Here is a 13,498-nt window from a genome sequence, read left to right as displayed (position 1 = left end):
CCTGTGCAAACACGCCTAATTTAGGGGGCATTTGTGCCAACAGAATACCCTACTTTTGTATAGCATCATACACTAATTGCCATGAAAACAATTTCCTTGCTCATTTACGAAGATGCTATCCTTTCTTCTATCGCCAGTGTGATGGATATTTTCAACGGCGCCAACCGCTATTGCGCACAAGCGGGTAAAGAGCCTGCTTTTAAGCTGGAGCTCATTGGCGAAAAGATGAAAAACATACAGTTGCAGTCGCCGGCACAGTTTATCTGTTATAAAACCATCGATGAGGTAACACAGACCGACCTGATCATGGCGCCCGCTTTCCAGGGAACGCCCGATCATGTACTACCCAAAAATAAAGGGCTGGTAGATTGGATCCGCGACATGCATGCCGGTGGAACAGAAGTGGCCAGCTTGTGCCTGGGCAGCTATTTCCTGGCAGAAGCAGGACTGCTTTCCGGTAAGTCTTGTACTTCTCACTGGCAGGCACTGGATGATATGCGTACCCGATATCCCGACATCAATGTATTGGCCGATAAGGTAATGACTGACCAGGAGGGTCTCTACACCAGCGGCGGCGCCTTTGTTTCCCTGAACCTGGTATTGTACCTGATAGAAAAATTCTGCGGACGCGATGCCAGCATCTGGGTGAGTAAAATGTTTTCTATCGATATGGACCGCGTCAATCAATCGCACTTTGCCGTGTTCCAGGGACAACGCCGGCATGAGGACCAGGACATTCTCAAAACACAGGTATATATCGAGCAACATTTTGATGAGCAGCTGTCTATCGACCAGCTGGCCGCCATGGCCAATATGAGCAAACGAAACTATATCCGCCGGTTTAAACAAGCCACCCAGAATACCCCACTGGAATACCTGCAACGGGTAAAAATAGAAGCGGCAAAAAAAGAGCTGGAGAAAAATAGTCAGAACATTACTACGTTGATGTTTAATGCTGGTTATAACGATGTGAAAACATTCAGACAGGTGTTCAAACGCTTTACTGGTCTTACGCCGCAGGAATACCGCAAGAAGTATAGTCGCGCTGCTACCGATACGTCGTCTTCTTCAAAAAAATGGGGCACCCTGCATGGCCGTATGCAGTGAGCTATTCCGTAGCCAGGCTTTTTACAGGATTCATCAACGCTGCTTTTACGGACTGGTAACTGACAGTGAGCAAAGTCACAGCCAATGTGGCGGTACCGGCGCCGGCAAATAGCCACCCCGAAAGCGTGATATGATAAGGATAGTTTTTTAACCAGCTATGCATGCCATAGTACGCTATCGGTGTGGCAAGCAATAGCGATAATAATACCAGCCGGACATAATCTTTCGACAGCAACATCCATACGCTGCTCACAGAAGCACCCAGTACCTTGCGGATCCCAATCTCTTTGGTCCGTTGTTCGGCCATGAATGCCGCCAGTCCCCATACGCCCAGGCAGGAGATAAAGATGGCCAATACCGCAAACACTGCTGCCAGCCTCGCGATGCGCTCTTCATCGGAAAATTTCTGTGCATAGGCATCATCGGTAAATGTATAGTCGAACGGACCTTCGGGGTTGAATTGTTTAAACACCGGCGCCATACCTGCCAAGGCTTGCCGCATGGGCAGTTGCGGGTTGATGCGCACTGTTAGCGCATTCATCATCCCATAGCGAAGTTGAAAAATAGTAGGCTGTACCGGGGCATAAGGCGATTCCATGATCATATCTTTTACGATGCCGGTAATCCGGCAGGAGCGTCCATCTAATTGGATCAATTCTCCGGGAGCGCCGGCATCTCCCATCAGCCTGGCGGCGGCTTCATTCAGTACCACCGTCCCGGTATCGGTAGGGTAGGCTCGTGAAAAGTCGCGTCCTTCCTTTATTTGCCAGCCCATCGTATGTCCGTAGTCGTGGGTAACACCTATGACGCCAAAAGGTATTTCTTCCTGGAGCACTTTCCCTTTCCACTGTACATTGGTGTTGTATACAGGGCTGCTGGTAGAGGGCATATCTGATTTAGCCATGTCGGCCACTGCGCCGGTAGCCAGCAATGCGTTGCGCAGGGCATTGTAAGGTGCGCCGTACATTTCACCAGTGCTCATGGTAACCATAATCAATCCATGTCGATTATATCCTACCGGCCTGTTTTTGCCATATTGGATCTGCTGATAAATCACTACAGTACCAATCATCAAAGCAATGGATGCGCTGAACTGCACTACTATTAGGGTATTACGGGGCAACAGTGAAAAACGTCCACGGGGCTGTTGTCCTTTCAATACTTTTACCGGCCGGAAAGAAGATAGATAGAAAGCGGGATAGCTGCCGGCCAGCAGGCCGGTCAACAGGGCGAATCCGATCATAGTGCTCCACAATACCGGTGAAAAAGGAATGGATAATTGTTTTTCCGTCAGGCGGTTGAAAGCAGGTAATAAGCCCGCTGCAAGCGCCATAGCACCCACAAGGGAAAGAGCCGACAGCAACAGTGATTCGGCCATAAACTGCCAGATAAGTTGCAGGCGGGTAGCGCCAATGGTTTTACGCACACCTACTTCTTTGGAGCGTTTAGCGCTTCTCGCAGTTGCGAGGTTCATGAAGTTGATGCAGGCCAGTAAGAGTACCAGTGCGCCGATAATGCCAAACAGCCATATTAGCCGGACCCTTCCGCCTGTTACCTTCCCGTTTTTAAATTCGTTATACAGACGCCATTGGTCCATGGGATGAAGGAAGAGGGTTTCTGTACCTGTTTTGAGGTGCAACTGGGCCGCATTTTTAATCTTTGCATTTATTTTGTCGAGGTCCGCATGTTCGTTCAGTTCTACATATAATTTCCAGTACCGGTTATCCCATTGCTGTTCAGCTTCTTTCATCCAGGGTAAGGTGCTGAGGGCTTTGTCCCAGGCGAGGAAGAGCTGGGTGCCATAGAAGGAGCTGCTTTGCGGCAGGTCTTCAAATACACCGCCCACCTGTAAGTCGGTTCTGTTGTCTAGTTTAAAGCCTTTGCCTATGGGATCGGTATTACCAAATAATGCGTTGGCGAGGGAGCGGGTGATGAGGGCAGATGAAGGATCTTTCAAGGCATCCTGCTTACCACTGATCATTTTTAACGACAGCATAGCAGGCAAGTCGGGCTGTACCCATACGCCTGATTGGGATAGTTTGTGATCGCCTACCGTTACCGCATGTACGAAGTTGGGAAACAGGAGCGCTACATGTTTAAAATCGCCCGGGAAGTCATTGCGCAACGTGGCGGCCAGCGGGATGGCAATTGCCTCGCTGGTATTTACGTCGCCGTTAATGGTTTGTACGTCCATCACCTGGGCAATGTGCGCGTGACGGGAATGTACATGGTTGAAGCTGAGTTCATCCCAGATCCACAAACCTATCAATAGTGTAACAGCCATGCCTGTGGCCAGCCCGATAATATTGATGGCCGAATATCCTTTGTTGTTAAACAGGTTACGGAAAGCGATTTTAAATAGCTGCATGAAGTGGCAAGATTTAATAGCATTTCCCCTGGTCAGGAAAATTATACCGGAATCTAAGGTACTTGTTTTTATATTTTTTATATATAGACATGAGACGCTATGTGTTCGTTTTTGAAACAGTCCCTGCCCGTTTTTATGCAGCTAATTGATTAACTTCCCATAAAAGAACAGTTATGAAAAAGGCGATCATTCATTTAGACGGCAAAGACTATCATATCTTGCCTGCCGCGGATAAGGAGAAAACCTATCTCGTAAAAATAGATGAGCATGAGGTAATTTTCCGGCCGGACGACCAGGGGAAACTTGCGGCTTCGCACGATCATATTCCCAATGAATTTCTGTCGCGGCTGGCACAGAAGATCGAATCGTATTTCTTCTGACAAGGAGTATCCGTCAACTTTTCCCTATTTTTATCCCTGTAACCACTACTAAGGTATGAACAAGATCATGTATAGCCTGCTGTTGCTGATGGGTGCGCACACCCTGGCATCCGCACAGGAATTGTATATGCCCCGTAATATTAAGCGGGCATATGTTAATGAAACAAGGAGTAAAACCGGCGCACCCGGAAAACGTTACTGGCAGAATAAGGGACGCTATGATATCCAGTTGTCGGTGAATCCGCCTAACAGAACCGTTACCGGCACAGAAACCATCAGCTATGTAAATAACAGCCCCAATGCGTTGAAAGGAATGATGCTGCGCATCATCTGCAACCTGCATAAGTACCAGTCGCCCCGCTCCGGGTATGTGAGCAAGGATTTTTTAACCGACGGGGTCACCATCGATACGCTGCTTATCAACGGGGTGGCGGTTCAATTCAATAATGACGTAGGTACTACCGCATATGTATCTTTCCCGCAGGCACTGGCTTCGAAAGACAGTGTGCAGCTGCAGATCAACTGGCACTATGATTTGTCGGTACTGAGCGGCCGCGAAGGGATGATCGACAGCACCACCGTATATATGGCTTATGCGTACCCACGGGTATCTGTATACGATGATTACAACGGCTGGGATGGTATTGACCATACCGACCGGGTAGAGTTTTACAGTGATTTTAACGACTACCAGGTAGCGGTAAAAGTGCCGAAGAACTTCGTAGTGTGGGGGACCGGCGATTTGCTGAATGCAGCAGAAGTGCTGCAACCGGAGGTGGCCAGGCGTTTGAAACAATCGTATACCAGCGATGATATCCTGCATATTGCTACCCTGGACCAGATGAAGCGGGGGGCCGTTACGCAGCAGCGCGACTGGAACACCTGGAAGTTTGCAGCTCATCATATTGCCGATGTAACATTTGCAGCCAGCAATCATTATGTATGGGATGCGTCGAGCGTAGTGGTCGACAGCAGCACCATGCGTCGTGCCAGTGTGCAGGCAGCGTATAACGATACGGCTACTGATTTCCACCACTCCGTCGCTTTTTCACAAAATGCGTTGAGTTGGTTTTCCCATCACTATCCCGGCGTGCCTTATCCATTTCCCGTAATGACGGCCTTCCAGGGCTTTGCCGATATGGAATACCCGATGATGGTGAATGATGGATCGGTAGGGGATGACCTGGGCTTTGCGCAGTTGGTACAGGACCATGAAATAGCGCATACCTATTTCCCTTTTTATATGGGTATCAATGAAAGTCGCTATGCCTTTATGGATGAGGGGTGGGCTACCACTTTCGAATACCTGATCGGGATTGCAGAGAAGGGAAAGGAGGCAGCGGACAACTTCTACAAAAGGTTCCGGGTCACCAAATATATTACCGATCCTTCTACAGAAGAAGATCAGCCCATCATTTCCATGTCTAACCAGGTAAGCGGCATGGGGTATAGCAACAACTCCTATGGAAAAGCGTCGCTGTCGTACCTGGCTATTAAAGACCTGTTAGGGGAACATCTCTTTAAAAAATGTTTACATGCCTATATGGACAACTGGCATGGAAAGCACCCGATACCCTGGGATTACTTCTATTCATTTAACACTGCTGCCGGTCAAAACCTTGACTGGTTCTGGAATAACTGGTTCTTCAGTAATAACTACATTGACCTGACTTTGTCGGATATAAAAATCAGTGGAAAGAAAGCGCTGCTGCATATTACCAATACCGGTGGATTTGCCGTGCCTTTTGATGTAGTGATTACCTATGCAGACGACAGTAAAGAAAGCATTCATCAAACGCCGGCTGTATGGAAAGCAAATGCCAGGGTGGTGGTACTGCCGGTAACGTTGAAGAAAGCTGTGAAGCAGGTTACCCTGGATGGCAACCTGTTTATGGATGCCAACGAAAAGGATAACAGCTGGAAAAAGTAATACTTGCCGGATGCTTCCCCGGTTGCAGGTATGCAGTTGGGGAAGCAGAACCGGTTGTTTGTACCCCTTCACAGGGCATATGTCGCCAGCGTGCAAAAGATTGCGGCATATGTTGCAACTTTAGGATAAAAAAGCATGAAGTTGTTTCTTATCCATGCTGCCATCTGTCTCGCGGTGAGCATGAGTCCCCCCGATCAATATCTCCTTCATAAAAAACAATTAGTCGACAATGAGCTGGCGTTTGCCCGGCTGGCGGCCAATACCAGCATCAAGGCGGCATTTGATGCTTACCTGGCACCCAGGGGAATTTTGTTCCGGGCTGGAATGCCGGTAAATGGTCTTTCCCTGAATGCCAGGCGGACTGCTGTTCCTGCGGAAAAACTGCGTTGGTACCCCGAATACGCCCTGGTAACCCGTTCCGGCGATATGGGATTTACTGCTGGTCCCTACTGGTATTCTTTAAGGGATAGTGTAAAGGGTACCGGGTATTTTTTTAGTATCTGGGAGAAGAATGAGCAACAGGTATACAAGTTAATATTGGATGCAGGTATAACGCATACGGTAGCGGCTTTACCGTCTCCGGTTTGTGAAGCAGCAAAGATAGTATTGCCTGTGAGGGCACCCGTTTATGTGCCTGCAAAAGATAGCACCGCCGAAAGAGCATTTCAGCAATTTTGTGCCTCAGCGCAAATCCGGCCCGCGGAGGCTTACCGTCAATACATATCTGCTGCGCCGCTGGTGGTGCGTGCTAACTGGCCACAGTTGGCGGATTCCAGGGAAGCCCACCGTTACTTTAGTTCAGCCAACGCAACGCGCTGTGACTTTGAGGTATTGGGGCAAGGCGCATCCATTGCCCGTGAAATGCAGTATTATTATGGGAGGGCTATCATATATCATGGGAAGGGCAAGACTGAAAAAGGATATTTCGTACAGGTATGGCGTCCGGAGGCTGCTGGCTGGAAGCTGGTAGCAGATGTGTTTGAAGCCGATCGGGATCGTTAATGTGGCATTTAGGAGGATTTTTCGTGTAAGTTATCGAGCTGCTTTAAAATGTACGTATTCCGTTCTACATTTGGGATATGAACTTACTTGGTAATATTTTGTGGCTCATCTTCGGGGGCTTTGTTTCATTTATACAGTATATGATCAGCGGATTTCTCCTGTGTCTGACCATCATCGGTATTCCATTCGGCATACAGTGTTTTAAGATAGGGTTCTTTACCCTGTTTCCCTTTGGGCGGCACGTGCGGGAGGTACCAGGACAAACGGGTTGTTTGGCGACCATTTTTAATATTATCTGGATATTTATCGGGGGCATCTGGATTGCGCTGGCGCATTTATTTTTTGGCCTGTTGCTGTGCATTACCATCATCGGTATTCCCTTTGGGCGTCAGCATTTCAAGCTGATGAGCCTGAGTTTTACACCCTTCGGAAAGGAGATCTATTAACGGCTGTGTATGCCGGTGTTGGCATGACAATTGGGTTTTTACCATGGACCAAAAACCTGGCATATGAAAAAGATATTGATTGCAGCCGCAGCGGTGGGTACCGCAGTTTCCCTGGCAGCAGCTTTGTATATGAGGAAGCGCCAACAGGGTTCAGGTATTATAGATGACACCCGCAACGCGATGAAAAAAACAGGCCGCAAAGCACGGCGGTTTATGGAAGGCGTACAGGAAAAAGCAGATGGCATTTACAGTAACGCCATGGGATAAGTAAAAAATAATTATAAGTGGCAGGCGTCCGGGATTCCGGGCGCTTTTTTTATTTTATGGCGGCAAGCATTGTGTATTTCTGTAGAATGCGTTATGTTTGTGGCATCAGTATTTACGCATCATATCTCATCTCCCGGATCCAACATCCGGCTTCCCGGAAAGGAAGCGGGCTTTCCTTTCCCTGATATTTCTCACCTTATTATTTAATCCTGTTTTCCGCGCCATCGCGCGGCGGATATATATTTACTTTTATGTCTACAGTCAACAATAAGGCCATGGTATTGGCCGCCATAAAGCAGCTGATAGGGGAGCGTAACCCTGATGCAGTAGATACTTATGTACACGACGATTATATACAGCATAGTCCCCGGGTAAAAGGGGGCAAAGCGGGTTTGAAAGCCGCTTTAGAGCAGCTCCGGCAGCTGCCGGCAGCTGAGCAGCGGGAGTCGCCAATAGTGGTGGTAATGGCGGAAGATGATTATGTACTGTTGCTGATGCAGTTGAGTTTTATGGGAAAGCGCCTTGCTATTGCAGACCTCTACCGGGTGGCAGATGGAAAACTGGCTGAGCACTGGGATGCCACGCAGGAGGAGGCTACTACCATGATTATTCCGGGTGTTGCGGAGCCAAATGTTCCGGCGGAGAACAAGGCCATCGTGCGGCAGTTTTTTGGCAGTGCCGATGTTGCTTTAGTGGCGCAGGAGTACGTGGGGCCGCTGGATTTTGTCGGGCATACCCTTCACCGGATCATCGCAGAGGGAGCTTTGGTGATGGTACAGTCTACCTGCCATGGCGCTGTTTTTTACGATATTTTCCGTTTACAGGATCGGCTGCTGGTCTCACATTGGCGGGTGAGCCAGGAGATACCGGCGGTGATGCCGCATGAAAACGGCATGGTGTAATTCAATATGGCCGGGTCTTTCAGAAGGGCCCGGCTAATGAAATTTTTCCTGGCGACTGAGCATGTCGATGATCGTAACGATGCGTTTGGCCCTTGTCTCCGGTTTTTTGGCGGTTTGCAGGCGGAAGTAAATAGCGAATAAATTTTGCTTGTTGAGGGTATCAAAAAAGGCTTTGGCTTTTTTGTTTTTTTTCAGCGCCGCCATAAAATCTTCCGGGATGGCCGCTTCTTTTGAAGTGGCATAAGCGCTTTCCCAGCGTCCATCGGCTTTTGCTTTTTCCACTTCCCGCAGGCCGGCGGGCTTCATTTTCCCGGCGGTGGTGAGTCGTTCAATATGTTGAGTATTCCTTTGCGACCAGATGCTTTTGGCGCGGCGTGGTGTAAATTTCTGAATGAAAGAAACGTCGTCCAGCGACTTTTTTATTCCATCTATCCAGCCGTAACAGAGGGCTTCATCCAGCGCTTGTGCATAGTTGATCGAAGGTGTTTGGGTATTTTTTTTAAAGATCCGTATCCAGGCGCCATCTATATCGGCATGATGTTGATCCAGCCAATGGGCCCATTGTTCCTGGGTTTGAAAGGTTAATATGGGGGATTCTTTAGGAGTTGTCATGGTATCAAATATACGTTGCCAGACAACGTGTAACCATCAGCGTTATAAAAAAGATAAAAAAAATTTGGAAGTAATAAATTAATTACTACTTTTGCACTCCCATTAAATGAAACGATTCCCTAGCTCAGTTGGTAGAGCAATACACTTTTAATGTATGGGTCTTGGGTTCGAGTCCCAAGGGGATCACTGGAGAAACTTGAAACCTGCGCTTGGCGCGGGTTTTTTGTTTTTGGTCTATTTGTTAGTCTATCAAAGTGCGGATTTGCTTTTCGTGGTTACCTAGTTTTATTTGGGTTGACTTATCGTTACTAATTTACAACATTTGGACTTTAAGCGGATTAGTTTGTAGTTATAATTCCAGCGGGATCACAAGCAACTTCTAAAACCTTTGCTGGTCGCAGTTTTTTCTTTTAGTTGCGTTCCTTTTGTGTAACAGTATTTTCGTTACCGTACTTTATACTGGTTAAATAGCTTATACTAAGATACAGTTATCCACACGTAATTTAACATCTTTTCGGTACACAAACATTTTTCATAAAAAAGCTAAGATCAATTTTACCTTTAATCTTAGCTTTTTAGTTTACCTATTATTGGCATGTTGTATGGTTATAAAATTAGCAGGAAGTGCTCTTTTGTAAGGTCTTAGAGATCATATTTACTACTTGCCAAAAATGCGTATTAATTCCTCTCTTTTAGCGGCAGCTCTTTGCTCAATAAGTACACTTATTTCTTTATTCCAATTAGCAATATCAACGCTGTTGTCTGTTGCATATCTTACAGTCATACCCATAATTTCTTTAGCATTCGCAATGGCTTGCTGGGGATTTATGGACGGTAGTTCTACATAGATTCTAAATTGATTGCTATTGTTTATAAGAATGCCATGATCACTGCTATTGATGGTGGTCGCCATCGGTCTATAATCAAATAAAACTGAATTGCCAGTGAACGCCATTGTAATTGTATGAATATAGACGTCTCTACTCAGCCCCATCATCTGTTGAGTGATTGACAATTCCCTCCGTGTATATTCATGATCAACATACTTGGGTTCCTCAAACTTAATAGGAGCAATTTGTGTTGTATTGATAATGTGATCAACGGACTGTTTAAATTTGTCATCATCGCGCACATTATCAATTTTCAAATTATTGATAAGATAGTCTATCTTATCTACCCGTTGCTTCTTTAAATCCCAAATAATGGGCAACGTGTTGTGGCTTTTAAATTGATTCTGCATGTTAAAACATTTGTTGAGAGTCACTAGTTTCAAATGTCACGCCAGAGTAAAAAACGGCCATTGTGTCACATTTATTAGCCTGTTTTGTCATAATAGTTTATGTTTAATGGCAAAATGTCGTTTTTCTTTTTGAGTTTGGGTTTAGAGTCATTAAAATTTAGACACTTTACGTATATTTATATTTGTAAAAACTGAGTCTCTGAGCATTAAGAATTTGAAGCGTTTGAAGTCTTTTCCACATTCGACCTTTCTGTAAATTGTACATATATTTATACAAGTTTTTGTAGAATCCACAACGAGCAACGTAACATTTATGCACAATGGCCAACTACGGCTACACGAGGCCAAATGATTAACGATTTTTGGCAAAGTACACTAAAGCACTATCTGTTAATTGCTGCTGTAGCTCCACTACCAATTTATTGTCATGTTAAATTCTGGAGCTTGATATAATATTGACTTCTGAATAGGCTTCGTGAAGCCACAGGCTATGAGTTCTGCCTTTATTACTTCAAAAATTTTATCATCGAATCGCGGGTCAAACAATAGTTCATCAAATAAGTCTGTTGGATTGACCTCATATTGATAAGTGCCTTGGGTAATGTCATAATTATTTTTATCCGCGATATAAACTAGCCTAATCTCTTTTTCATGTGTAAACTCTTTTCGTTTGACAAGTACTGTAGTTGCTATTCCTTTGGCGCTTGAGGTTAATATATTCGTTAGGTTACCGGGATTCTCGAAATAATCTTGAATTTCATTTGCTTCTTTATAAATGATTTTGCCAATGAAATATGAGGTAATGACATTTTTATCTTTTTCATTACAGAAACCATCCCATAGTTTATTTAAGGTTGTCTTTACCCTTACACCATTTTTTGCATGAGAATAAATTCTCCACAAGGCATCTGATTCCTCAAGATTAAGTGTCCAACATTGCCCGTAAAGTGATTGTTGAATAGTGCCAAAACTTACTTCCCTTCCTGCCTTGGTTTTTACTGTTTGTTGCAGTATACAATTTTCAAATGGGTCATCCCACATTTGGGGTTTAACCAAAGTATTTCTTTTTGAAAAAATCAACTCAAGTAACCTATTGAGCGGGTAAACTCTTGAAATGGGAGTATCGAAGTCTATTTTGTCTTTATCCTCGTTGAAGTTTATTCTGTTGGCCAGCTTAGGATGAAGTGGGTGCATGCTGTTAGTAGTATTTTCAGGTGTTAGGAATCAATAGTTTTAGAGTCTATTTCGGGCATCAAATATAGGGAATTAGTATTGATTATTTGCGATATGTATATTTATATATGAGATAATAAATCTCTAAATTGGAGATTACTTTGTTTTTTATAAACAAGTATACTTAGCCAGTTTTCTTTTTATCGTATGTGCATATTCAAGCATTAAAATGGTAAAGTATGGACAAAAAAGAAAACAGTGTGTAGACGACAGCTCCAATGCTTTTCCCGATTGAACCGGAAAGGGAAACGCTGCGTTTATTGGTACGTGAAGAAGTTAACCGACTTTCACAGCCGGGGTCCCTCTACATTTCAAACTCCCTGACTTATTTATAAACCTTTGTTTAAAATTACCTAGGTGTGCTAGTTGTTCCACATCACTCAGCCAACAATCTCTGCTTGGCCCGTCGCGTTGTATCAGAGCCTCCCTAGTATAGCCTTCCCCCGAAGTTTGGACGCAGTTTAATCTCTATCAAAATTTTTACAGGTAGATGTTATTTCTGGCTTTTTAGCTATTTTCGATTAGATAAGTAGCCCCAATAATTTTAAAGCGAAGTGTATGAAAGAAAATGTGAAGATCGAAAAAGCTGTAACCCCCATGTTGTTTCCCTTTGATCCCGACCAGTATTGGCAACGGATAAGACTCATTATCCGGGAAGAAGTTACAAACGCCGAAAAGGGTAAACCCACTCAACTTCTTTATGAAACACCCGGATTGACCTACAAGCCCCTTTTAAAGCTCACAGAAGTCTGCAATCTATTTCAGGTTACCAAACCCACTATTTACGATTGGATCAGGCACGGTAAATTAAAACGCTGTAAAATTCGATCCCGTGTATTCTTTCTCTGGAATGACATTCAGGAATTATTAAAGACAGAAGAAAACCACAAAGATTAAACGTTCAGCTTCGCTGCCCGTTTGCGATGATTGAACAGACGGCTTCGCCATCTGTTCCGTGGAGATTGAACCGGCGGCGTTGCCACCAGTTCGTGAAGATGATACAGGCAGCTTCGCTACCTGTATGCGGAGATAAACCGGGCTGGCTTCGCCATCCGGTTGGGATTGAATTTTAATTGTAGCCAGTATTATGTTTATTGTACTAATGCTATTAAGCAGGAAGTGGATGTGCTACCAAAAAATGAACAGCTCGAGAGATTGATATGGATGCAAAAGCAAATAAATCAAATTCAATCAAAACCAGGAATCACTTATAGCCCGCTACATTATAGTCTGCAACAACAGTTACAGCATTGGATTGCAGAAGAAATTTACTACCTGAAAGAAACTGCCCGGTTTTCTAATAGCAAAGTTAACGCAGATGAAATTTTCCGTTGGAAGGATTTTAATGTGATTACTAAGTTTTCAGTGGCCCAGCTGGGTCATGTTATTAAGCTATTGGCGGATACCGGTATCTTTATCAACTCTACTCCTTACTGGCAAGATCGGCTGCGGTAAAACTTCCCTTATGACGCTCATGAGATCACTGACGCCGGAGTCGAACCGGTCGCATATGGTTTCCTGCCGGCAGATCAGTTTTGAGTTCAGCAAAATTGGGTACGATGTTATCAGCCGGTATAGTACCAACGCCTTTTTTCCGTATACCAACGTGCCGCGTGTGCATTGCTTTGATGACGTGGGCGTGGAGCAGACGGTGAACTACTGGGGAAATAACTGTAATGTGATGGGGGAGATACTGTTGTCACGGTATGATCTGTTTATCTCCAATAAGATGATCACACATCTGACGACGAATTTGAATAGTCAGGAGCTGGAGGCGGCTTATGGAAATAGATTGAGAAGCAGGATGAGGGCGATGTTTAACCTCATCGCTTTCGACGGTACCGCCTCTGATAAAAGATATTGATTTTATCAATGCAAATGATGAATTTTAAAATTTACTTTTATGTATCTTGGGATTGAGGTCCCCCCATTTGTCGGGTCAGTGTGAGATAGAGAAAGCCGGGCTATTGATGTCCCCCCATTTGTCGGGTCAGTGTGAGATAGAGAAAGC

The 13,498-nt window shown here is 45.0% G+C and carries 14 protein-coding genes and 1 tRNA gene; 11 read left to right on the top strand and 4 right to left on the bottom strand.

Annotated features, from left to right (window positions below; all coding sequences use genetic code 11):
• The first annotated feature begins 81 nt into the window (after positions 1–81).
• Positions 82–1,107, top strand: coding sequence for a GlxA family transcriptional regulator (locus FHW36_RS26700; RefSeq protein ID WP_145673808.1), 1,026 nt, complete (start codon positions 82–84; stop codon positions 1,105–1,107).
• Between the two features lies 1 nt (position 1,108).
• Here the strand turns inward: FHW36_RS26700 and FHW36_RS26695 are convergent, their stop codons facing one another.
• Positions 1,109–3,475: an ABC transporter permease gene (locus FHW36_RS26695; protein ID WP_145673806.1), complete on the bottom strand. Its 2,367-nt coding sequence runs from the start codon at positions 3,473–3,475 to the stop codon at positions 1,109–1,111.
• A gap of 173 nt (positions 3,476–3,648) precedes the next feature.
• Here FHW36_RS26695 and FHW36_RS26690 point away from each other — a divergent pair, with 173 nt between their 5' ends.
• From FHW36_RS26690 to FHW36_RS26665, 6 genes are all read left to right on the top strand, one after another.
• Positions 3,649–3,855 (top strand): hypothetical protein, encoded by a 207-nt coding sequence (locus tag FHW36_RS26690; protein WP_145673804.1) that lies wholly within the window; start codon positions 3,649–3,651, stop codon positions 3,853–3,855.
• Between the two features lie 55 nt (positions 3,856–3,910).
• Positions 3,911–5,785 carry a M1 family metallopeptidase gene (locus FHW36_RS26685; protein WP_145673802.1) on the top strand — a complete coding sequence of 625 codons (1,875 nt, stop codon included), beginning with the start codon at positions 3,911–3,913 and terminating at the stop codon, positions 5,783–5,785.
• Positions 5,786–5,920: 135 nt separating this feature from the next.
• Positions 5,921–6,787 carry a hypothetical protein gene (locus FHW36_RS26680; RefSeq protein ID WP_145673800.1) on the top strand — a complete coding sequence of 289 codons (867 nt, stop codon included), beginning with the start codon at positions 5,921–5,923 and terminating at the stop codon, positions 6,785–6,787.
• A gap of 77 nt (positions 6,788–6,864) precedes the next feature.
• Entirely contained in the window at positions 6,865–7,233 is a 369-nt protein-coding gene (locus tag FHW36_RS26675; protein WP_145673799.1) for a YccF domain-containing protein, read from the top strand.
• A gap of 63 nt (positions 7,234–7,296) precedes the next feature.
• A complete protein-coding gene (locus FHW36_RS26670) occupies positions 7,297–7,500 on the top strand; it encodes a hypothetical protein (protein WP_145673797.1) in 204 nt (67 codons plus the stop codon).
• Between the two features lie 251 nt (positions 7,501–7,751).
• Positions 7,752–8,402 carry a nuclear transport factor 2 family protein gene (locus FHW36_RS26665; RefSeq protein WP_145673793.1) on the top strand — a complete coding sequence of 217 codons (651 nt, stop codon included), beginning with the start codon at positions 7,752–7,754 and terminating at the stop codon, positions 8,400–8,402.
• 33 nt (positions 8,403–8,435) lie between these two features.
• On the opposite strand, the gene FHW36_RS26660 is transcribed toward FHW36_RS26665, so the two are convergent.
• A complete protein-coding gene (locus FHW36_RS26660) occupies positions 8,436–9,014 on the bottom strand; it encodes a YdeI/OmpD-associated family protein (protein ID WP_145673791.1) in 579 nt (192 codons plus the stop codon).
• A gap of 113 nt (positions 9,015–9,127) precedes the next feature.
• On the opposite strand from FHW36_RS26660, the gene FHW36_RS26655 reads away from it, so the two are divergent.
• Positions 9,128–9,200 (top strand) — tRNA-Lys (locus FHW36_RS26655).
• A 472-nt stretch (positions 9,201–9,672) separates the two neighbouring features.
• Here the strand turns inward: FHW36_RS26655 and FHW36_RS26650 are convergent.
• Together FHW36_RS26650 and FHW36_RS26645 are read right to left on the bottom strand one after the other, a co-directional pair.
• On the bottom strand, positions 9,673–10,254 hold the full coding sequence (locus FHW36_RS26650) for a hypothetical protein (protein ID WP_145673790.1): 582 nt from the start codon (positions 10,252–10,254) through the stop codon (positions 9,673–9,675).
• A 411-nt stretch (positions 10,255–10,665) separates the two neighbouring features.
• Entirely contained in the window at positions 10,666–11,448 is a 783-nt protein-coding gene (locus FHW36_RS26645) for a DUF2971 domain-containing protein (RefSeq protein ID WP_145673787.1), read from the bottom strand.
• 597 nt (positions 11,449–12,045) lie between these two features.
• Here FHW36_RS26645 and FHW36_RS26640 point away from each other — a divergent pair.
• The 3 genes from FHW36_RS26640 to FHW36_RS26630 all read left to right on the top strand — a co-directional run bounded on the left by FHW36_RS26640 (position 12,046) and on the right by FHW36_RS26630 (position 13,351).
• Complete coding sequence (locus FHW36_RS26640; protein ID WP_145673785.1) at positions 12,046–12,384, top strand: helix-turn-helix domain-containing protein; 339 nt, start codon at positions 12,046–12,048, stop codon at positions 12,382–12,384.
• Between the two features lie 267 nt (positions 12,385–12,651).
• Complete coding sequence (locus tag FHW36_RS26635; protein WP_145673783.1) at positions 12,652–12,942, top strand: hypothetical protein; 291 nt, start codon at positions 12,652–12,654, stop codon at positions 12,940–12,942.
• A 10-nt stretch (positions 12,943–12,952) separates the two neighbouring features.
• Positions 12,953–13,351: a hypothetical protein gene (locus FHW36_RS26630; protein ID WP_145673781.1), complete on the top strand. Its 399-nt coding sequence runs from the start codon at positions 12,953–12,955 to the stop codon at positions 13,349–13,351.
• Positions 13,352–13,498: the final 147 nt, after the last annotated feature.

The sequence above is a fragment of the Chitinophaga polysaccharea genome, assembly GCF_007829335.1.
GTDB classification, from domain to species: Bacteria; Bacteroidota; Bacteroidia; order Chitinophagales; family Chitinophagaceae; genus Chitinophaga; species Chitinophaga polysaccharea_B.
The sequence above is the reverse complement of the archived record's forward strand: the minus strand, read 5'-3'. Positions and strand labels throughout refer to the sequence as shown.

Excerpts from the sequence above, each read along its gene's own strand:
- FHW36_RS26700 (WP_145673808.1), top strand. The coding sequence starts at position 82 with ATGAAAACAATTTCCTTGCTCATTTACGAAGATGCTATCCTTTCTTCT.
- FHW36_RS26695 (WP_145673806.1), bottom strand. The coding sequence starts at position 3,475 with ATGCAGCTATTTAAAATCGCTTTCCGTAACCTGTTTAACAACAAAGGA.
- FHW36_RS26690 (WP_145673804.1), top strand. The coding sequence starts at position 3,649 with ATGAAAAAGGCGATCATTCATTTAGACGGCAAAGACTATCATATCTTG.
- FHW36_RS26685 (WP_145673802.1), top strand. The coding sequence starts at position 3,911 with ATGAACAAGATCATGTATAGCCTGCTGTTGCTGATGGGTGCGCACACC.
- FHW36_RS26680 (WP_145673800.1), top strand. The coding sequence starts at position 5,921 with ATGAAGTTGTTTCTTATCCATGCTGCCATCTGTCTCGCGGTGAGCATG.
- FHW36_RS26675 (WP_145673799.1), top strand. The coding sequence starts at position 6,865 with ATGAACTTACTTGGTAATATTTTGTGGCTCATCTTCGGGGGCTTTGTT.
- FHW36_RS26670 (WP_145673797.1), top strand. The coding sequence starts at position 7,297 with ATGAAAAAGATATTGATTGCAGCCGCAGCGGTGGGTACCGCAGTTTCC.
- FHW36_RS26665 (WP_145673793.1), top strand. The coding sequence starts at position 7,752 with ATGTCTACAGTCAACAATAAGGCCATGGTATTGGCCGCCATAAAGCAG.
- FHW36_RS26660 (WP_145673791.1), bottom strand. The coding sequence starts at position 9,014 with ATGACAACTCCTAAAGAATCCCCCATATTAACCTTTCAAACCCAGGAA.
- FHW36_RS26650 (WP_145673790.1), bottom strand. The coding sequence starts at position 10,254 with ATGCAGAATCAATTTAAAAGCCACAACACGTTGCCCATTATTTGGGAT.
- FHW36_RS26645 (WP_145673787.1), bottom strand. The coding sequence starts at position 11,448 with ATGCACCCACTTCATCCTAAGCTGGCCAACAGAATAAACTTCAACGAG.
- FHW36_RS26640 (WP_145673785.1), top strand. The coding sequence starts at position 12,046 with ATGAAAGAAAATGTGAAGATCGAAAAAGCTGTAACCCCCATGTTGTTT.
- FHW36_RS26635 (WP_145673783.1), top strand. The coding sequence starts at position 12,652 with ATGCAAAAGCAAATAAATCAAATTCAATCAAAACCAGGAATCACTTAT.
- FHW36_RS26630 (WP_145673781.1), top strand. The coding sequence starts at position 12,953 with ATGACGCTCATGAGATCACTGACGCCGGAGTCGAACCGGTCGCATATG.